18 protein-coding genes are annotated in these 20,055 nt (G+C 43.4%); 7 read left to right on the top strand and 11 right to left on the bottom strand.

Translation table 11 applies throughout. The features are described from left to right. The first annotated feature begins 276 nt into the window (after positions 1–276). Positions 277–1,707 carry a PTS glucose transporter subunit IIBC gene (gene ptsG, locus L4C32_RS06805; RefSeq protein ID WP_428196115.1) on the top strand — a complete coding sequence of 477 codons (1,431 nt, stop codon included), beginning with the start codon at positions 277–279 and terminating at the stop codon, positions 1,705–1,707. Positions 1,708–1,788: 81 nt separating this feature from the next. Here the strand turns inward: ptsG and L4C32_RS06800 are convergent, their stop codons facing one another. The 3 genes from L4C32_RS06800 to L4C32_RS06790 all read right to left on the bottom strand — a co-directional run bounded on the left by L4C32_RS06800 (position 1,789) and on the right by L4C32_RS06790 (position 4,267). After that, on the bottom strand, positions 1,789–1,890 hold the full coding sequence (locus L4C32_RS06800) for a MetS family NSS transporter small subunit (protein WP_428196114.1): 102 nt from the start codon (positions 1,888–1,890) through the stop codon (positions 1,789–1,791). A 1-nt stretch (position 1,891) separates the two neighbouring features. Beyond that, the gene (locus L4C32_RS06795) at positions 1,892–3,358 is read right to left on the bottom strand and encodes a sodium-dependent transporter (protein WP_428196113.1); all 1,467 of its coding nucleotides are present in this window, start codon (positions 3,356–3,358) and stop codon (positions 1,892–1,894) included. 327 nt (positions 3,359–3,685) lie between these two features. After that, positions 3,686–4,267: a porin family protein gene (locus L4C32_RS06790; RefSeq protein WP_428196112.1), complete on the bottom strand. Its 582-nt coding sequence runs from the start codon at positions 4,265–4,267 to the stop codon at positions 3,686–3,688. 130 nt (positions 4,268–4,397) lie between these two features. On the opposite strand from L4C32_RS06790, the gene L4C32_RS06785 reads away from it, so the two are divergent. Beyond that, complete coding sequence (locus L4C32_RS06785) at positions 4,398–5,531, top strand: patatin-like phospholipase family protein (RefSeq protein WP_428196111.1); 1,134 nt, start codon at positions 4,398–4,400, stop codon at positions 5,529–5,531. Here L4C32_RS06785 and L4C32_RS06780 read toward each other — a convergent pair. From L4C32_RS06780 to L4C32_RS06770, 3 genes are read right to left on the bottom strand one after another with little or no spacing between them, the layout of a single operon-like run. Then, on the bottom strand, positions 5,528–6,913 hold the full coding sequence (locus L4C32_RS06780) for a TRAP transporter large permease (RefSeq protein ID WP_428196110.1): 1,386 nt from the start codon (positions 6,911–6,913) through the stop codon (positions 5,528–5,530). The genes L4C32_RS06785 and L4C32_RS06780 overlap by 4 nt on opposite strands. After that, the gene (locus L4C32_RS06775) at positions 6,903–7,442 is read right to left on the bottom strand and encodes a TRAP transporter small permease subunit (protein ID WP_428196109.1); all 540 of its coding nucleotides are present in this window, start codon (positions 7,440–7,442) and stop codon (positions 6,903–6,905) included. The genes L4C32_RS06780 and L4C32_RS06775 overlap by 11 nt, the downstream gene beginning before the upstream one ends. Before the next feature lie 59 nt (positions 7,443–7,501). Then, positions 7,502–8,563: a TRAP transporter substrate-binding protein gene (locus L4C32_RS06770; RefSeq protein ID WP_428196108.1), complete on the bottom strand. Its 1,062-nt coding sequence runs from the start codon at positions 8,561–8,563 to the stop codon at positions 7,502–7,504. A gap of 189 nt (positions 8,564–8,752) precedes the next feature. Between L4C32_RS06770 and L4C32_RS06765 the strand changes: the two genes are divergently transcribed. Both L4C32_RS06765 and L4C32_RS06760 read left to right on the top strand, forming a co-directional pair. Continuing rightward, positions 8,753–10,135, top strand: coding sequence for a cache domain-containing protein (locus tag L4C32_RS06765; RefSeq protein ID WP_428196107.1), 1,383 nt, complete (start codon positions 8,753–8,755; stop codon positions 10,133–10,135). Beyond that, entirely contained in the window at positions 10,132–10,764 is a 633-nt protein-coding gene (locus L4C32_RS06760; RefSeq protein ID WP_428196106.1) for a response regulator, read from the top strand. Before L4C32_RS06765 ends, L4C32_RS06760 begins: the two co-directional genes overlap by 4 nt. Before the next feature lie 40 nt (positions 10,765–10,804). Here L4C32_RS06760 and L4C32_RS06755 read toward each other — a convergent pair whose 3' ends face one another. Beyond that, entirely contained in the window at positions 10,805–11,578 is a 774-nt protein-coding gene (locus L4C32_RS06755) for a nucleotidyltransferase family protein (RefSeq protein ID WP_428196105.1), read from the bottom strand. 234 nt (positions 11,579–11,812) lie between these two features. Continuing rightward, positions 11,813–12,286: a YehS family protein gene (locus tag L4C32_RS06750; RefSeq protein WP_428196104.1), complete on the bottom strand. Its 474-nt coding sequence runs from the start codon at positions 12,284–12,286 to the stop codon at positions 11,813–11,815. A gap of 144 nt (positions 12,287–12,430) precedes the next feature. On the opposite strand from L4C32_RS06750, the gene L4C32_RS06745 reads away from it, so the two are divergent. Beyond that, positions 12,431–12,829, top strand: coding sequence for a VanZ family protein (locus tag L4C32_RS06745; RefSeq protein ID WP_428196103.1), 399 nt, complete (start codon positions 12,431–12,433; stop codon positions 12,827–12,829). On the opposite strand, the gene L4C32_RS06740 is transcribed toward L4C32_RS06745, so the two are convergent. The 3 genes from L4C32_RS06740 to dcuC all read right to left on the bottom strand — a co-directional run bounded on the left by L4C32_RS06740 (position 12,785) and on the right by dcuC (position 17,530). Continuing rightward, positions 12,785–13,657 carry a multidrug transporter gene (locus L4C32_RS06740; RefSeq protein WP_428196102.1) on the bottom strand — a complete coding sequence of 291 codons (873 nt, stop codon included), beginning with the start codon at positions 13,655–13,657 and terminating at the stop codon, positions 12,785–12,787. The two genes, L4C32_RS06745 and L4C32_RS06740, sit on opposite strands and share 45 nt — an antisense overlap. Before the next feature lie 106 nt (positions 13,658–13,763). Further along, complete coding sequence (locus L4C32_RS06735; RefSeq protein WP_428196101.1) at positions 13,764–16,046, bottom strand: YgiQ family radical SAM protein; 2,283 nt, start codon at positions 16,044–16,046, stop codon at positions 13,764–13,766. A 116-nt stretch (positions 16,047–16,162) separates the two neighbouring features. After that, positions 16,163–17,530, bottom strand: coding sequence for an anaerobic C4-dicarboxylate transporter DcuC (dcuC, locus tag L4C32_RS06730; RefSeq protein WP_428196100.1), 1,368 nt, complete (start codon positions 17,528–17,530; stop codon positions 16,163–16,165). Between the two features lie 551 nt (positions 17,531–18,081). Here dcuC and L4C32_RS06725 point away from each other — a divergent pair. Together L4C32_RS06725 and L4C32_RS06720 are read left to right on the top strand one after the other, a co-directional pair. Continuing rightward, positions 18,082–19,284, top strand: a complete 1,203-nt coding sequence (locus L4C32_RS06725; protein WP_428196099.1) for an MFS transporter — start codon at positions 18,082–18,084, stop codon at positions 19,282–19,284. Between the two features lie 60 nt (positions 19,285–19,344). Continuing rightward, the gene (locus L4C32_RS06720; protein ID WP_428196098.1) at positions 19,345–20,037 is read left to right on the top strand and encodes a hypothetical protein; all 693 of its coding nucleotides are present in this window, start codon (positions 19,345–19,347) and stop codon (positions 20,035–20,037) included. The last annotated feature ends 18 nt before the right edge of the window (positions 20,038–20,055 follow it).

Raw genomic sequence — 20,055 nt, 5'->3', positions numbered from 1 at the left:
TTACAAAAACACACAATTTTAAATTTTAGGCTGTAAATAATTATTAATCAGTAGGTTAAATGGATTTTCAATGTTTTCGTATCTTGGTGGAAATGAGATCGATATCACACTTATTGATTTATTTTGCACCCTGAATTATATGCATGATCGCCATCATGTTTTTTGATTTTTTAGATTCTATACTGACACTGAAAATTACATACGTGGTGCTAAGGCTATGCCGATGGGGGGCTGCAACTTAGACCATTAATTGATATTTGTTATCAGGAGAGAAAAATGTTCAAAAACTTATTTGCAAACTTACAAAAGGTAGGTAAAGCATTAATGTTACCCGTATCGGTACTTCCGGTTGCGGGTATTTTATTGGGGGTTGGTGCTGCTAATTTTAGTTTCCTTCCTGACGTGGTTTCTCACTTAATGGAGCAAGCTGGTGGTTCTGTATTCGGTCAGATGGCTCTGCTATTTGCTGTAGGTACCGCACTGGGTTTTACAAAAAATGATGGTGTTGCTGGTTTAGCTGCTGTTGTTGGTTATGGAATCATGGTTGCTACACTTAAAGTGATGGCGACAGTAATGGGGGTTGATGGCATCGAGACTGGTGTTCTTGGTGGTATCCTTGCTGGTGGTGTTGCAGGTTGGGCTTTCAATAAGTTCTACCGTGTTCAACTTCCTGAGTACCTAGGATTCTTCGCTGGAAAGCGTGCTGTGCCAATCGTAACGGGTTTTGTTTCGATTGCTTTAGGTCTAGTGCTTTCAGTCATTTGGCCTCCAATTGGTGGCGCAATTGCGGCATTCTCTGATTGGGCTGCAAACCAAAACCCAGTAATGGCATTTGGTATTTATGGTGTTGTTGAACGTTCTCTAATTCCTTTTGGTCTTCACCATATCTGGAATGTACCTTTCTTCTACGAAGCGGGTTCTTGTATGAACAGCGCTGGTGAGCAAGTAAATGGTATCATGACTTGTTTCCTAACTGCTGATGATGCTTCTCGCGCTGCGGGTAATGGTTTCGGTCAGCTAGCTGGTGGTTACTTATTCAAAATGTTTGGTCTTCCTGCTGCTGCAATTGCAATTGCACATTCAGCGAAACCTGAAAACCGCGCTAAAGTAATGGGTATCATGGCTTCTGCTGCGTTAACCTCATTCCTAACGGGCATCACAGAACCGATTGAATTCGCATTCCTATTTGTTGCACCTGTACTTTATGCTATCCACGCGGTACTTGCGGGTGTTGCATACATGCTAACTAACGCATTAGGCGTTGTTCATGGTCACACATTCTCAAACGGTTTCATTGACTTTATTGTTCAATCTCCTCGTGCAGAGAACATGCTTCTTCTTGTTGGCCTTGGTCTTGTTTACGGCGTTGTTTACTACATCATATTCCGCTTTGTTATTAAAGCAATGGATTTGAAAACCCCTGGCCGTGAAGATGAAGATGATACGACAGAAGTGGTAACGGGTTCTGAGCTTGCTGGTGAATTAGTTGCTGCGTTTGGTGGCAAACAGAACATCACTAACCTTGACGCTTGTATTACACGTCTTCGTGTATCGGTTGCTGATGTAGATGCCGTTAATCAAGATCGTTTGAAGCAGCTTGGTGCTGCAGGTGTTGTGGTTGTTTCTGGAGGTGTTCAGGCTATCTTCGGTACTAAATCAGATAACTTAAAAACTGAAATGGATGAGTGGATTCGCGGTAACGCATAATCTAGCCGCTTATTAACAACACGCTTTTGTTGTAAAGAATGCCAGCAGAAATCTGCTGGCATTTTTATTGGTATAACGATTTTATTTTTGGTTTGCTTTCATCGCTTTGCGGATACAAAAAGCAGCACCGCCCCACGTAATGCCTAAGCCAAATACCATCATGAAGATTGCACCTGTAGTCATATTATGCCTCCTTGCTTGATTTATTAATGATAATACCTGTCACTAGCATTGCAGCAACTAGCCCCCAACCTAACATCAGCAGGTCTGATGTTGCATAACCGCCGTAACCATCATTGACAGTATTTACGATGTTGGTACCGATAATAATGGCTAATAGAATTGGGCTCACAAAGCGGATACAGATCTCGAACCATACTCCGATTGAGAACTCAGAAATCTTGTTAACATATGAACGAATGTCAGAAATCTTAACCAACCAACCCATAATAAGCAGTTCAATCAAACAACTCGCTAGCAGTGCGATGTTATTCATAAAGTAATCGACTAAATCAAGCAGTAAAAGCCCTCCGTTTGTTGCAAAGGCCATTGAGATAACTAAGCCCGTTCCGCAAACGATAGAGGCTGCTTTTTTTCGCGACCATTTAAGCTTATCGATCAGCGCCGATGTAACAGCTTCTAAGATTGAAATGTGGGAGCTTAAACCAGCAACAACCAGTGCTAAAAAGAACAGAGGCCCTAAAATGTAAGGCGCTGGTAGTAGATTGATAGCGGCTGGAATGGTAACAAAAGCTAACCCAACACCGGCACTTACCACTTCGGTTAGCTCTTTCCCTTGCTCTTGAGCCATATAGCCTAAGATAGAGAAAATCAAAATACCGGCCACAATCGAGAAGCCACAGTTAATAAGCACGGTCATTACCGCATTATTATTGATATCTGACTTTTCAGGAAGGTAACTTGAGTAAGCAAGCATAATGGCAAAACCGACACTCAAGGTGAAGAATATCTGTCCGTATGCTGCAGACCACACTTTAGGGTCAATAATTTTACTGAAGTCAGGTTGGAACAGGTAGTTTAATCCGTCCATTGCTCCTGGTAAAAACGCCATACGTCCAATCAATGCTACGACCATAATAAAGAGCAGTGGCATCATGATTTTACTTGCACGTTCGATACCTGCTTTTACGCCCCCAAAGATAGCAACAAAGGTGATTGCCCAAGCGATGACCATCGGAATCGCAATGTGCCACTGAATGCTACCTAATTGACTTGGTGAGTTATCACCTAGTTGAAGGTATTCACTGAAGAAGTACGCATTGGTATCCGTACCCCAGCTTTGGGTAAATGACATGCTTAGGTAAGAGATTGCCCAGCCAATAACTGCCACATAATAGACAGCAATTACAGCGGCAATCATCACTTGAAACCAACCAAGCCACTCATATTTTTTGTTTATTCTTGATAATGTTTTCGGAGCAGAGCCACGGTATTTATGGCCCATACCAAACTCCATTATCATAAATGGAATGCCCGCGGTTAGCATGGCAAAAAGGTAAGGGATAAAAAAGGCACCACCGCCATTTTCATAAGCCATATAGGGGAAGCGCCAGATATTACCAAGGCCAATAGCAGAACCTACTGCTGCCAAAATAAATCCCGCTCGGGATCCCCACTGTTCTCGTTTCATAGATAATCCTTTAAGTACTGCATATCCCTAGTAAAGGCATATAAATTAGTGTTTAAATCTAGATATTGACGGAGATGTTGAAGGAATCTACAACAAAACGCCAACAATAGGCTGAGAATATAGAACAGATAAATGTTATGCAATAGGGGCTGGATGATTACTCTGTACAACAAGGCAGTCACATATATTCATATATTGCAACTTGTCAGTTAATTTATCTAACTTAGTGGTTGTCAGTGACCTGTTGATGTTGAGTATGTTATCAATTGTAGGGATATTATCTTTTATAAATCACTATAATAAATAGATGATAAATAAGAGATATGCTCAAAATATAAAAGTAATGCCAAGATTAGCTTGTCCTTGATGCAACCAATCCCCCTCGAATTTAAATTTACACTGAGTGCTCTCTGGACTGCCTTGGCAAAGGGCAGAGAAATCACTGTCTACTGAACTGGCGAGCCAACGTCCTTCTGCATGAAGTGCTATCTGATCGTTAAGTTGATAACGTACACCTGTAAATGCGCCAGCCGAAAAGGCGAGGTTTTTATCTAACCAATCGGCATCTAGATAGGTCCCCCCCACACTAAGACCTAAAAATGAACTCCATTTAGCGGTGAGGGGTATATTAAGAGCACTTTGAAAATGCAGGTAGTTGATATCAAGATCGTAGTTGGTTTTTTCAATATGACTCTGTTGTAAGCTGTAGAAGAGCCCAATTCGACCCTGGTCTACATCGGTTTCAGCAGTAAAGGCAATATTGGAACTCTCATTTACCTGATAGTCCGCCTCTTGCTTATCACTGACCTTTCCACCAAAAGCGAAGCCAAACATTGGGGTGATGTAGCTGTTAGCATCACTTGGGGTCGAGAGAAGTAACAGGACCAAGAGTTGGGTAAGTCGTCGCATGGAATGTTCCTTAAATATTGAAATATAGGCTAAAATCAATAGAGGAGCTAAAATGAGTTATTCACAGTATATAAAGAGTTAGCATGATAATTCAACTCTGCTGTTATCAATTATAGCCTGCGAGGTGCCAGTGAATAGAAGTGCAATATTTACCGATACAACGAGTGTAGTTGATTATGTTGAGTGTCAAAAATACATTCAAGGATCCGTAGGGCTTGTTGCTCAAGGAGGAGGCCAGCGAGGGATTTTTACCGCAGGGGTGCTTGATGCCTTTCTTGAGTCAAGTTTTGATCCATTCTCTCTGTTTATCGGCACTTCCGCTGGGGCAGTGAACTTATGTGCTTATTTAAGTCGACAACATGGCTTTGGCAAAAAATACTTAACCGATGTTATTTCCGATCCTAAATTCTTTAATCTTTTTGATTATGTTCGACACAGTAAAAGCATGGATCTTAACTGGGCATTCAATCAGCTAAACCAGGCCCCGCATAAATTCGATATGGATATGGCGAAATTTACCTTAGCGAATCGGACCGCGTTGGCTGCGGTGACCAATGAAAAAACCTTGCATGATGGCTATCTTCCTCTCTTTTCTAATCAATCTTCGCCGCCATTAATGGATATATTGAAAGCGACGTGTGCCATTCCAATGTTATACCCTGAGCCTATATCTATTAATGGCGAACATTGGATTGATGGGGGCGTATCAGCGGCCATCCCGGTACAGGAAGCTTGGCGACGTGGTGCAAGAATTATTGTGACCATTAGAACCGAACCGATAGGTACTGTTGAAGCACCAATCAAAGCAGTAGTTAAGCCGCACGCAGAGTCTCATCCTTTAAAGCGATTTCAAACCGAAGTATCTAATCGTTACGATGAAATGGTCACGGGTTGGCAGGGTTTTTTGCAAGAGACAATTAAAGAGTTGGTTCAGCAACATGCGGATATTGATGTTGAGCAAGTACTTAAAGGGGGTCGCTGGTTATTTGGCAGTAATGATCTTTTCCGCTTAGCCACGCTAACAGGAGGAAAACTCGATTCGCAATTGATTGATCAGCTGTTAGTTCATTATCAAACCTATGATCTCACCTCCACGTTTTTACAGTCGCCTCCCGACGACTGTTTTGTTATCCAATTAGCTCCCGAAGAGCCCCTAGTCGCTACCGCATTGCTGAGTAAAGCGGATGATCTTGAGCACGACTATCAAATGGGGCTCGCCACCGGGAGGAAGTTTGTGAGCTTCTATCGTGATTTTACGGTTTAGCCATAAGCGATCGCGGGTAACCAGAGGACCAATTGCGGCCATATCACCAAGGCAACTAAAGCCAGAAGCTGAATGATAATAAAAGGGATGACTCCACGGTAGATATCCTTTAGCCGAACCTCAGGTGGACAGACTCCTTTCAAATAGAAGAGAGCAAATCCAACAGGAGGAGTTAAAAAGCTGGTTTGTAGGGCCATAGCAACCAACATCACAAACCACACAATGGTTGGGTTATCAACAACATCATGGCCATTGATATCAAGATCCAATCCCGCAACGACGGGTGCTAATAATGGCAACGCTATTAAGGTGATTTCAATCCAGTCTAAGAAAAATCCTAAAATGAAAATGATGGCCAATATAATCGCAATAGTGCCATAAGCGCCAAACGGTAACCCCGTGAGTGTGGACTCAATCAGTTCATCGCCGCCTAACTCTCTGAGCACCAGTGCAAAACAGGTAGCGCCAAGAAAGATCATGAAAATATAAGCGGTGGTCCCATAGGAGGTGATCATCACCTCTTTGAGGACTTTGAGGTTGAGTTTTTTGTTAAATGCAGCAAGGAGTGTAGCGCCTAGTGCACCGACGCCAGACGCTTCTGTTGGAGTTGCCACTCCCGCAAAAATAGAGCCCAGTACGGTAAAAATCAAAAAAACAGTCGGCAAGATGGCTTTAAAGACTGAAAAGATGACTTGCCAATTAACAGGCTGAACATTATCAGGCAGTGGGGCTTTATTTGGGGTAATCATGCCTACGATGAGGATATAAACAATGTAGATCGCTCCTAATAGTAAGCCTGGAATAACTGCACCCATAAAGAGATCGCCGACAGACAGGCCGAGTTGATCTGCCATGATCACCAGCATGATTGAAGGGGGAAGCAAAATACCGAGGGTTCCGGCTGAAGCGATGGTTCCAAGTGCAAGGGGCAGGTGGTAACCCTGACGCATCATTGTGGGTAGAGACATGACCGTTAATAACACCACAGAGGCACCGATAATGCCTGTTGAAGCTGCTAAGATAATACCAATCGCCGTGACAGTGATCGCGAGCCCGCCGTGTACTTGGCCAAACAGCTGTTGCATAGAGGCCATGAGCTTTTCAGCGATGCCGGATTTATCCAGCATATTACCCATAAAAATAAACATGGGTAGAGCGACTAAAATCCAATTGTCCATGATTTTATAGATGCGATTCACAATCAAGCCGAGAGTATTAAAATCTAAACCAGTAAACGAATCTAAATAGAGATCGGTGAGATAACCTACCCCAGCAAAAGCGATACCGACTCCGCCAAGAACATAAGCGACAGGGATCCCAGTAAATAACAAGCCAATAAAGCTTAAAAACATAAGGATAACAAGGATTTCATTAACTTCCATGAGTCAGGTTCCCTTTTAAGTGATTCCATTCACGAATTATTTTGGCCACGCAGGCTAAGAACAGTAGAGTGAAACTGACGGGAATAACCCCTTTGATGATCCATCGATAAGGCAAACCGGAGGGGGCGCTTGAACGTTCATTAATACGCCAAGATTCGTAGACAAAATCGAGAGAATGTACGATAACGGTAAAAATGAAAGGCATAGCCAGACAGATCAATCCGGCAATCTCAACCATGGACTTGGTTCTTTCACTGAATTTATGGTGGAACAGATCAACACGAACATGTTGATTGGTCAATTGAGCGTAAGAGATACCGAACATGACAGCAATCGCATAGAGGTGCCATTGCAACTCCTCTAATACGATAAGCCCGTTAGAGAAGCCCTTACGCATGATGACTTGGGTGATAATAACCAAAATGAGTATCACATTGGCCCACGCAAAAATTTTGGCACTGCCTTTAACAAGCTGCTCTATTTTCTCAGCCAAAAGCAGTGAACCAGAAGAGGGGGTAGGGTGTTTCATATGCGACTCCGTGAAACAGAGAAAAAGGCTAGCAATCCTGCTAGCCTTAACGTTAATGACTATTTAGCGCGAGGTAAGAAAGCATTTTTCTCCCACAAATCATAACGACTGCGGAATTGACTCATGTCCTGCCACACTTTCGCAAAGAATGGGTCCTCTTTTTTCTTCTCTTCAACAACGTCTAACCACGTATTTTCGAAAAGAGTGAGCATCTCATCATTCCAGTAGCGGAATTTAACCCCTTTCTCCTGGAATTTTTCCATGGCATCAAACTGCATGGATTCACCTTCTGCAATTGAGTAGGTCATGGTCGCTCGACAGGTGGTATCAATCGATTTTTGTTGGTTTTCGCTCATGCCATTCCACGTGTCTTTATTGATCAGAAGTTCGAAAACAGTAGACTGTTGATGCCATCCTGGGAAGTAGTTGTATTTAACGATCTTATGGAAGCCTAAACGCTGATCAATCGCTGGTTGAGAGAACTCAGTGGCGTCGATAGCACCTTTCTCAAGCGCTCCAAATATTTCACCACCTGGTAATTGCACGGTACCTACGCCCAATTTCTCCATGACGGCACCACCTAAACCAAAGAAGCGCATAGTCAGGCCCTTAAGATCTTCAGGTTTTTCGATTGGCTTACTAAACCAACCCGACGTTTCTGGAGAGATAATGGCACAAGGAATCACCTTCACATTGTAACCATTGCTATCGTACATCTCTTGATACAGCTTTAATCCGTTACCAAAGTATAACCACGCCATATATTCGCCAGCTTCAGGACCAAAAGGGACAGCAGAAAAGAGTGCGGCCGCTGGAAGCTTACCTTGCCAGTACCCTGCAGTAGCATAACCAGAGTTCACTTTACCGGATGAGACCGCATCTAAGATTTCTGTTGGGCTCACCAATTTACCGGGTTCGTAAATCTTCATTTTTATGCTGCCACCAGACGTCGCTTGGATCTGATCGGCATACCATTTTATCGGTGTACCAAGAGCAGGCAAGTGACTACCAAAGGCAATAGGGGTTTTGAGTAAGACTTTTTTATCTGCAGCAGATGCGCCTGCTGTAAACAGTGCTGAGGAGATCAGTGCGGCGCAAAGGCCAATTTTTGCAACTTTCATGTTAGGTATTCTCCATGTTTTTCATGTCGTAGCGGTTATCACATTTATGGGTTGTTAATTATTTGTTACATGCTCTAGTGTAGTAAGCTAGTCTGCGATGCTCTATGGGTATCATTGCTGAAATTTTGTAAGTAGTTATAACGAAAAAATTACGTAGTACTACGTAATTTCAGTCGAGAGGTGATGGAAGTGGTAGAAACGATTGATAAAAAAACGTTAAAAATAAAAATCGCCGTTTTATCAATTGCACCTATGGTGGTCATTACTGGATTTATTGCGTTGCTACTTTTTACGCAAGCCAAGCAACTGGTGGAGTATGAATCGACCATCTTAAGAGAGAACTTAACGGCGGCAAAAAAACAGGAATTAAAACAGTACATTGATCTGGCTGAACGATCATTTGGCCCAATTTATGAGAATGCTGGACCGCATGACAGCGAAGCGAAACAGAAAGTGATCGATCTTCTTAATCGTATGACTTATGGCTCGGATGGTTACTTTTTTGCTTATACATGGAGTGGGGACTCTTTGGTGTTGCCCTATCAACCAGAGCGTGTTGGGAAAAACTGGTGGGATGTTGAAGATGTAACGGGGAAAAAGTTATTACAAGAGCTTATCACCGTCGCACAACAAGGCGGCGGCTTTGTGGATTATCTGTGGCATAAACCGTCACTGGAAGAGCCGTTGCCCAAACTTAGCTACGCCGTTTCACTGGATAAGTGGGGCTGGATGATAGGGTCAGGTATCTACATGGATGATATTGAGCTGCAGGTCTCCCAACTGCATGCCGGATTTAAAAGCCGAGTCGGACAGTCTGCGGCCGCCAGTTTTATTATTATCATCACCGCGGTGTCGATCATTTCAGGCCTTGCCGCGTCGTTGAATCTCAATATTAGGCGATTAGCGGATAAGCGCTTATCGGAATTGAATGAACAGATAATTGTTTCGCAGGAGGCGGAGAGAACAAGAGTCTCTAGAGAACTGCATGATGGCATTAATCAGTTATTAGCAGCGGCCAAATATCGACTGGATAACTTGTCCAAAGAGCCTCTAGAGCCAATGGAGAGCAGTGAGTTAGGTGCAGGGCAGTTAGCTATCGATAATGCTATTGTAGAGGTCAGACGAATTTCACGAGATCTTAGACCTACCTTGCTTGATGACTTAGGCTTAGTGGCGGCGATTGATAACCATATTGCAGAAGTACAAGAAAGGACTGGAATTGAGCTATTATTTGAGCACGATATTGATGATTTAACACTTAAAGCGTCCACAGAAACGACCCTCTATAGAGTGATACAAGAGTCATTGAGAAATATTGAGAAACATTCGCAAGCACAGGCTGCCGATATTATTTTGCAACAAGAGGGACGGCACTTAATCCTTACCGTAACAGATGATGGCAAAGGGTTTAGACGACGTATAAAAGACAGAAAACAGATCAGAGACTCTAACGGAATGGGACTGAGAAATATGTCTGAGCGCATCGAACAGTTAGGGGGAGATTTCTATATCAACAGTACGTTGGGTGAAGGGACTGAGATAAAAGTAGTGATGGAGATAAACACAATATGATTTCATTAATTTTGGCAGATGATCATCTATTGATGCAGGAAGGATTAAAAGCCCGGTTAGAGAGAGAGACAGAGTTATCGATAGTAGATTGTGTCGGGACTGGTGCAGAGGCATTGGCGCAGACACTGCGACTTCAACCCGATCTGATCCTGTTGGACATCAATATGCCAGAAATGACTGGCATAGAGGTGTTAGAGGCATTGAAAACCGGAAAAAGTAGCACTAAAGTGATCATTCTTTCTATGCACGATAGCCAAGAGTTTATTGTGAGCGCAATGCGCTCTGGAGCTTGTGGTTATGTGCTTAAAGATGTCTCTTCAGATGATTTAATAAAAGCGATCCATACCGTTGCTGAAGGAGGAACCTATTACAGTTCAGTCGTTTCTCAGCGGCTCCTTGATAGTGTAACAGCACTGCAAAAAGAGGAGGTTCAACAGCATCTGACTCAACGTGAGGAGGATGTGTTGTCCGCATTAGCTAATGGAGATTGCAATAAGAACATCGCTCGTAATTTGAGCATTAGCGTTCGTACCGTTGAAACGCATCGCTTGAGAATAAAACGCAAACTTGGGGTGAAATCGACAGCGGCTTTGGTGAGGGTTGCTTTAGATAGAGGCTTAGTGTGTTAAACCAGCACCGCGTGATGCCGTGCTGGTTATTGAGGATGATTTAAGCGGCTGAGCTATTGGGGGTTAAATAGGTTTGCCAAGCTTGTTGATACATCGCTTGAGACTGTTTTCTCAAACTCTCTATTTGAGCTAACTCAAAGGGTGAAAACGCTCTCTGTTCAACGGCAACCAACCGTTCGACTTTTTGAATCTTTTCGTAAATAGCGTGTTCGGGGCCACTTTTGACCTCGGCAATGTCGGCTAGATGAAGCTGAACTTCTGCAATTAAGCCAGTCTTTGGTAGTTTAACCAGTAAATTCAAATCACGGTACCCTGACTCTCCTGGTGTCTTAAAGCGATTTTTTACCTTTACAATGGTGGATTCGCGATTCAGATTTTCATACGCCACCATTAAATCATTGACGTTATTCGCCACGATAGTCGCTCTTGCTAGATCGGTGATTTTATTCACTTGACCATTTAACTCAGTGGCAATTTTTATTTTAGCGCGTTGTTCACTTTTAATGCCTGAGAAGTGAGGCTGAGTATGAGAGAGGAGTGCCGTGTAGTTACACAGTGACTCTAATTCAAATTGAGCTTGATGAGCTTTAGAGTAAAGCACGTCGAAATCTTGGTAGGGTTGCTCGACGGATGAGAGTAGGTTTTCCACGCCATACAGTCCGCTAAGTGAGTGCTGAAAATCCTTTTTACTGGTTTCAGTTCTTTCTGTGTCACGGTTTTCCGCGTCTTTAATTTCTTGAAGTGGTGACGCCTGAACAGGACCTCGGCCAAAGACCAAAACCATTAATACAGCAGCTCGCAATAATCGATTCATTGAATCTCCTTAAACAATCTGTTCCATTTTTAGGTGCACTTAGTAAATCGAAAAGTTACAAAGGCGTCTAAGTGACTAATAGTAGGACAACAGTTTTCTAAAAATATTCGAATCGTTTGCTTATAAAATAGATATGGAGATAGAAAGGCAATAATACAAGTCTAAGTGGGAAACTTTTGTGACCAAGATAAAAAAGGCTAGAGGGACTAGCCTTAAACAATTGGATTTGAGACCTTACTCGCTATCTGTCTGCTGACGGAATTTAAGTTGCAAACCTTGCAAGAAGTTTCTTAGAATCTGATCTTTACACTCACGGTAATGTTTGTGATCAACTTTACGGAAAAAAGCACTGAGTTCATGTTTGCTCATACGCAGATCAGCGCTGTCCATTACCGCTAACACGTCCTCCGCTTTAAGGTTCAAAGCAATCTTTAACTTCATGAAAATGATGTTATTGTTTAACTTCTTCTCAGGAACCGCCTGTGGACCCTCTTTTTTGCCACGAAGTTGATTGATCAAACCATTTAAGAAGCTCGCCATATCAACATCTTGCATGCTTTTATAATCGGCGTGATCATCAGCTTTCAGCCAATTACATACCTGCTCACGAGACACAGTCTGTTCTGCAGAGGCGAAAATAGCCATCATTTTAGAGTCACTGTAATCGAAAGCGTAGCGGATGCGTCTTAAAATATCGTTATTAGTCACGTGGTGTTCCTGTCATTTACTGCGGTTAATTGAGTCTAGAAGGATTTTAGCATGTTAAGGACAGAACATCCTAAACTTGATATGACAACTCGCTTTGATTTGATTACCATTGGTGAAAATAACCCTAAATAGAGGCGATATGCATTGCTAACCATCTTTCATCGAACGATTAAATGGGTCGAAACCTATTGGGTTTATCTGGCGTTAACGGTGCTGATGAGCATCACGGTGTTATCACTACTCCCTCTTGCTGAACTCCCCCCTAATGTTCCTGGCAGCGATAAACTGCACCATTTTATTGCTTATGCGGCACTCATGTTTCCAATCACGTTAGGAAAACCTAAGCATCTTTGGTTTATTGCGTTGCTGTTAGTTGGCTACAGTGGTGGCATTGAGCTATTGCAGCCTTATGTGAACCGTTATGGTGAATGGCTCGATTTGGCTGCCAATAGCGGTGGCTTATTCATGGGATGGGTAATGGCTCGTGGTGTGCTGTTATTAATTCCACATCACCATGATCGCGGCTACTGCGATCAAAATTAAACCAAACATATCTTTAATTTTAACGTTGTCTTTTAACCAGAATGTCGCAACCAGTAGCGTAAAAAATACTTCAACTTGACCCAAGGTTTTTACATAGGGGACGGCTTGCAGCGACATGGCACTAAACCAACCGATAGACCCTAAGCAGCTAGTAGTACTAGTCAGTAGCGTCAATTTTGGACGATCAAACAGTGCTTTTAACGCGGTACGGTCTTTTAGAAGAAGATAGGTAAGCAAAACAAGGGTCTGAATCGTAATCACCAGCAGCAGTACCCATGCCGCACGATGCTGAAAAGGAAGGGTAAGCTGTAAACTGGCTTCGCGAACCCACAAAGAAGTGAGGGCAAATGCGGTACCACATGCGAGACCAAGTAATATGGTCTGTGGCGATAGCCCTCTAAATCCCTGCTTGCTGCTCATCATAAAGACGGCAATACCTCCGACGATAACCCCAAGCCAACCTAACAGTGACAGTTGGGTACCAAAGAATATCACCCCTAAAACTGCCGCAACTAACGCTTCACTTTTTGCAAGACCAGCACCCACTGCAAAGTTCTTCAACTTGAATAGCTTAACCATCAGTGCGGTAGCAAGTATCTGCATAGCAGAGGCACCGAGAACAAAGAGAATAAACTGGTGAGTCACCGTTGGCATGGCCACTGGTTGCCAGAGGTAGAGTGCAAAAAGGTAAGCGGCAGCAATGGGGCTCGCCCATAAAAATCGGGCTAAGGTAACGCCTGCAATATTCACCTCTTTACTTAACTGACTTTGAAACGCATTCCGCCAAGCCTGCATTGACGCGGCTAAAAAAGTAAAGAAGATCCACATAGCGGTTTAAAATCCATTTAAAGTCAGAGGTTGGCGAATAGCTTATCGTAACTGGTTAAGATAAGCTCATAAAAAAGCCCCGTAAGGTACGGGGCTGATTACTTATTTATACTCTTGGCGCTTTTCGATTACTGCCCGAGCGTGAATTCGGCTTGGCGGGTTTTTTTCTTTTAGAGCTGATGCTCTGTGCGCTGGTGGAGCCTGTATTTCCACCCGTTGGTTTGGTTCGTTTCTTATTTGGATTATTGTTGTTACTGCCATCTTTACGAATATCAGGCTGATTTTTGGTATGTTTAGTGGCAAATCGTTTGGCACCATGACGGCCAGAACCTCGACGCTGTGCTGGTGTCATTTCAGCTTCCGTTCCTTCATCAGGAACCAGACAATGAGGTCTATCACCGATGAGGTGTTTTTTGCCCATCGCGATGAGCTCTTCACGTATCAGTTTCCAATTATCAGGATCGTGGTAACGCAGTAGTGCTTTATGTAATCGACGGTGACGCTCACCTTTTGGTACAGGGACATCTTCACGCTTTTTATATTTCACCCGTTTCAGAGGGTTAGTTTCTGAATAGTACATCGAGGTAGCGTTACACATCGGTGATGGATAGAAGTTCTGTACTTGGTCACACTCAAATTCATTCTTTTTAAGCCACAAGGCCAAATTGAGCATATCTTCATTTTCAGTACCTGGATGGGCAGAAATAAAGTAAGGGATCAGATACTGCTTCTTACCCGCTTCAGCGCTGTATTTGGTAAACATATCTTTAAAGCGGTCATAAGAGCCCATACCCGGCTTCATCATGAGATCAAGCGGTTTCTTCTCAGTATGTTCAGGGGCAATCTTCAAATACCCCCCCACGTGATGGGTGACCAACTCTTTCACATACTCAGGGGACTCGATCGCTAGATCGTATCGAACCCCAGAGGCGATAAGCACTTTCTTAATGCCTTTTACTTTACGAGCTTCACGGTAGAGATCGATGGTGTGTTTATGATCGGTATTGAGTTTTTTACAGATTTCAGGGAACACGCACGATGGACGGCGACAGTTCACCTCCGCTTTAGGATCAGAACAACCTAAGCGATACATGTTAGCCGTTGGCCCGCCTAAATCTGAAATCGTCCCAGTAAACCCTGGCACTTTATCGCGGATCTCTTCCATCTCGTTGATGATCGACTCTTGTGAGCGATTCTGAATGATTCGGCCTTCATGTTCAGTAATACTGCAAAATGAGCAGCCGCCAAAACAGCCACGCATGATGTTTATTGAGGTTTTAATCATCTCATAAGCTGGGATTTTCGCTTTGCCATACATTGGGTGTGGCACACGTGAAAAGTGTAAGCCAAATACAAAGTCCATCTCTTCGGTGGTGAGTGGAATCGGTGCTTGGTTTACCCACAGTTCGCGATCACCATGTTTTTGAATCAGAGCTCGGCCTGAGTACGGATTGGTTTCCAAGTGCATAATGCGGCTCGCGTGAGCGTATAAAATGCGATCATTATTGAGCTTTTCAAAGGGCGGAATTCGTACCGCTGTGGTTTTTGAGTCATGACGAGACGGTTGAATACTGACCACTTGTGGTTTTTCTTCTTTTTTCTCTTCTTTTCCAGTTTCGCACTGGGTTTCATACTCGTATGGATTAACGGGTTTGTAAGCGACTTTCCCCGGCTTTTCAATACGTGAAGAGTCGATGATTTTAAAGTATTCAGGGGCTTCAGCTAAGTTCACAGCAGTGCCGCGAATGTTGGTCATCTCTTTAATGTTTTCGCCATTCGCCAGACGATGAGCTACTTCAACTAACGCACGTTCAGCATTACCAAATAGCAGAATGTCACCTTTGGCATCAAAGAGCACCGAGCGACGTACTTTGTCTGACCAGTAATCGTAATGGGCGATTCGACGTAGACTCGCCTCAATACCCCCCAAGACGATCGGGGTCTCTTTGTAGGCTTCGCGACAACGTTGAGAATAGACCAATACCGCACGGTCAGGACGCTTACCTCCCTCATTATTAGGGGTGTAGGCATCATCATGACGCAGTTTTCGATCTGAAGTATAGCGGTTAATCATGGAGTCCATGTTACCCGCGGTGATGCCAAAAAAGAGGTTGGGTTGACCTAAACTCATGAAAGCGTCTTTATTGTTCCACTCGGGTTGAGCAATAATGCCGACACGGAAGCCTTGTGACTCTAATAAGCGACCAATAATCGCCATACCGAAGCTTGGATGGTCTACATACGCATCGCCAGTGACAATGATGATGTCACAGCTGTCCCAGCCTAATGCGTCCATCTCTTGGCGAGACGTTGGAAGAAAAGGGGCTGTGCCGTAACATTCTGCCCAGAACTTTGGGTAGTCGTTAATGGCGGTCACTTTGGTATGCATAATAAAACCTCAAATTTTGGAGGCCAGATTATACCGATTTGTTACGCAATTTGATAATAAAAAAAAGAGAGCCAGCTTAGGCTCTCTTTCGTAACACATTTTTTATCGAGGCAATACTATGCGTACATCGGTACTAGCACGAATGTACCTACGATAACGGTAATCAAACCAAACAATACCGGTACAGAAGTACGCTTAACGACTTCGAATGGGCTGATCTTTGCCATACCAGATGTCGCTACTATAACCCCAGAGACTGGAGAGATGGTACGACCTAAGTTAGAGGCTTGTAACATTGGGATGATAAGGAACGCTGGGTTAAGACCCATTTTACCAGCAAGTTGTGGAGCAAGCTCAACAAATGCGTAGAAAGGGGCGTTACCAGAACCTGTTGCGACAGCAGCAGCAACGGTTAATAGCGTTAATAGAAGCATCAGCGCAACACCACCTGCACCAGCGGCTTCTGCCAGACCAATGAGGTTATCAATCGCACCAATTGACATTAGACCCTGAGCAAATACGCCTGCTGCAACTAACAGCATTACTACGCCTTTAAATGCGTCCGCCATACCTGCATAGCAAGATTCAAGATCTTCTAATGTCTCTTTACCATTAAAGCGATGAGTCGCTAGATTGACCAACGCACCGACGAAAATAGAGCCAACAACGATAGTATAGATATCCAAAGACAAGCCAGGAATCACTTTACCATTGAAAAGGAATACACCGACGATTGGTAGGAAAGGTAAGATTGCATAATAGGCAGGCGCTTTTACTTCCATTTCAGAGATGTCAACTTTCTCCATTGGCGTGTTCTCTTTTTTATCCAGATAGATGTTCCAGAAATACGCAGCAGCTGACATGACGATAATTGCGCAGATAGACACTGGAAGAACGGTTTGAATGGCAAACACATCTAATGGCATGCCTGCTTTTTCTGCAGCAACGACAACATCACCAGAGGTCGGTGATAAAATGATAGCGGCCGGAGAGGCACACACTGCAACCGCTGCTGGGCGAGAGATACCCATCGCTGTCATCATTGGGAACAAGGTTGCCATTAAGAGAACACCAAGACCTGTTGCAGAACTCACGGCAAGAGACATTAGGCACGCAACAATATAAGCCGCAACAAGTAAAATGTATGGTGATTTGATGAACGCAAGAGGTTTAGAAAATTGTTTTACTACAACATTATTAGCACCGATATGTGTCATGTAAGAGGCAAAACCACACAGTAGCATGATCTGCATACCCAAGCCGCCGCCACGGTATTTCAGCATGTATTTAACAAATTCCAGTGAATCGGTCAAAACGTTACCCGTTGATGCCACTTTTGCAGGTAAAACAGTATGGCCAATTAGACCTGTAGTGATTAATAGAACCAAACCAGCAGTCAATAAAACACCAGCAGCTCTGTAGCCTTTAACAATAAAATAACCAACCGCAATGGTGACGATTAGTCCGATCATTAACTCCAACATAGAGTTTTCCTTAATAAGATAAAAAATAAAAAATCGTTGATACCAACTCCTTTAAATACTCGTAATCTGTAAGTGTTCAAAGGACTAAGTACCAACATATTTGCTTACATCTTTCACGAGGCAACTCTACATAATAATTTATAGAAAATGATAAATACCGATGAGAGACGTGATCTATGACAAAGAGAAAATCATCATGTTAAATGCTTGTTCGGCAGGTGATTTTTGCCAGTAATCAGCTAGTAATAAAAATAGGGTGTAAATGTTGCAAAATATAGATGCTATAGGATGAGGGATACGGTTTAATCGGTGTGGTCGCGTAATTATTAAGCAGTGAATTTTTACGCAATTGTTATGGGTTGGTAACAACTTTGATGATGGTCACTGCTGAAAAATCAGAGTGATACTCCATTAGAGTTCGCTATTGGGAATATAAGTATTTAAGAAATAAATTGAAAAAATACATTTAATATATTTTTCATATCATAAGAATGTTGATAGGCTGTAAATGCAACCATTAGGTATACGTACCATGCATTTTAGAGGCAGTAATGATCAGTGCAGGCACCCAACAGTATCGTACCGTGACCACCGCATTAGCCCTTGGTTCATTTATGGTTTTTTGTAATTTATATCTTTTTCAGCCGCTGTTACCGATTTTAGCTGAACACTATCAAGTCACCATCATTCAAGTTAACTGGGTATTGGCAGCCAGTACATTTAGCTTGGCTTTTTCTCTGGTACCTTGGGCTATTCTGTCAGAGATGATTGGGCGGAAGATTGTCATTATGATCAGTCTGCTGTTGATCCCTATCTTGGCTGTTTTGGGCAGTTTTGTAGACAATTTCTTACTGTTGGTCGCTCTACGAGTGGCGATGGGAGTGGCATTAGCGGGTTTTGTGGCCGTTGCCGTTGCGTATATGGCTGAAGAGTTAACTCCTATGGCATTCAGTGTGGCAATAGGAATCTATATAAGTGCTAACTCGCTAGGGGGAATTGTAGGGCGAATCATGGGCGGACTATTAACGGATCACTTTGGTCTGATGCACGCTCAACTGCTGTTTGGTGGCTTCAGTGTTTTACTTGGTCTTTACGTCATCTTTTCGCTTCCGGATCAACAGCACTTTTGCGCCAAAAAAGTATCAGTGAAAGCGCATATAAAAAGTGCATGGCTTCATTTGAAAAACAGGCATCTACGTTCTGTAATGTGGATTGGTGGCTTGAACTTCGCACTGTTTGTCAATTTATACTCCGTCATGGGTTTTCGATTAGTGGAAGCACCATTCTCACTGCCAGTCAGTATTACTTCGATGATATTTATCTGCTATTTAGCGGGCACGGTGAGTTCATCGCTTAGTGGAAAATGGGTTCGTCGCTACGGAGCAGAGTCAGGTATGGTATTAGGGACTCTTATACTCGCTTGTGGCCTATTGGTGGCATGGTTTGACTCGATTCCAGCGGTGGTGATAGGTCTGTGTTTGATCAGTACGGGCGCTTTTCTTACTCACTCTATCGCTTACGGTTGGATTGGGCGTCACGCCAAACGGGCGAAAGCTTCTGCAACATCACTCTATCTGGTTCACTATTACGTAGGCGGTAGTTTAGGTGGGTTCTATCTGATTCTCTGTTGGCAGTATTTCCAGTGGCTAGGCGTAATGTTCGGCGCGTCATTGTTAATTGTGGCTATGCTAGTGTCGATCTTCTCTTTGATGCAGTCGAAAATACCAGATCCGCAGCAAATGAACTCTTTATAAAGCATTTGAGTCAACTATTGATGCCCTTTATACTTGCGGCTCACTATTTAGGACTCAACTATGCCGTACTTTGACACTTTGATACCCCACGCACACTATCTTCTTATACCTGGGTTACTGGGCGCACAGCTCATACTCTCTCTGGTTCTGCAAAAAGGGGATATCTGTCCAGGCCAGCGTGGCCGAGTTCATAAAGTACTGCCTTTGATCATCTTAGGCTGGGGCTTGTCAGCTTGGTTTGCTCCGGTTGCGCTACTGCCACTCAGCTTGCTTGCTGCCTTTACGGTGAAGGTGAAAACCAGTAAAACTCGCGATAAAGGCCCAATCTTACTGCTTAATCTATCTAGTATTACGGCGGTAATGAGCTTGCTGTGGTTAATCACTCAGCAGTTCACTCTATTTTCTCTACTGTTTGTTCTGCTGGTGGTGGTGATATTAGGTTCCAGTTTGGCGCACCTATTTCTTATCCAAGCAAGGAGCCGGCTACAAGCTTTCCATAAACTGTTACCAGTGATTGGCACTGTGGCTGTGATGTTATTGATCTTGGCCACCTTGATTCCGATTAGTGCTCTTGAAGCGTCGCTACTGCAGAAAATCACTCCGATATTATTAAGCAGTTTTGTGTTGTTGGTGATGGCGGTTGTCGGTTGGGTGTGGCATTTAATTCGCGTAAAAGCTGTCAGCAAAATGCAAATTGCACTCTCGTTATGTCTGTTATCTGCCTCATTAACGCTACAAACTATCTTGTTGTAGCGAGCTTGGTAAACAGAG

It is taken from the genome of Aliivibrio kagoshimensis (genome assembly GCF_050337105.1).
Classification (GTDB): Bacteria; Pseudomonadota; Gammaproteobacteria; order Enterobacterales; family Vibrionaceae; genus Aliivibrio_A; species Aliivibrio_A kagoshimensis.
Note: the sequence above shows the minus strand (reverse complement) of the source record. Positions and strands in the feature narration are given on the sequence as shown.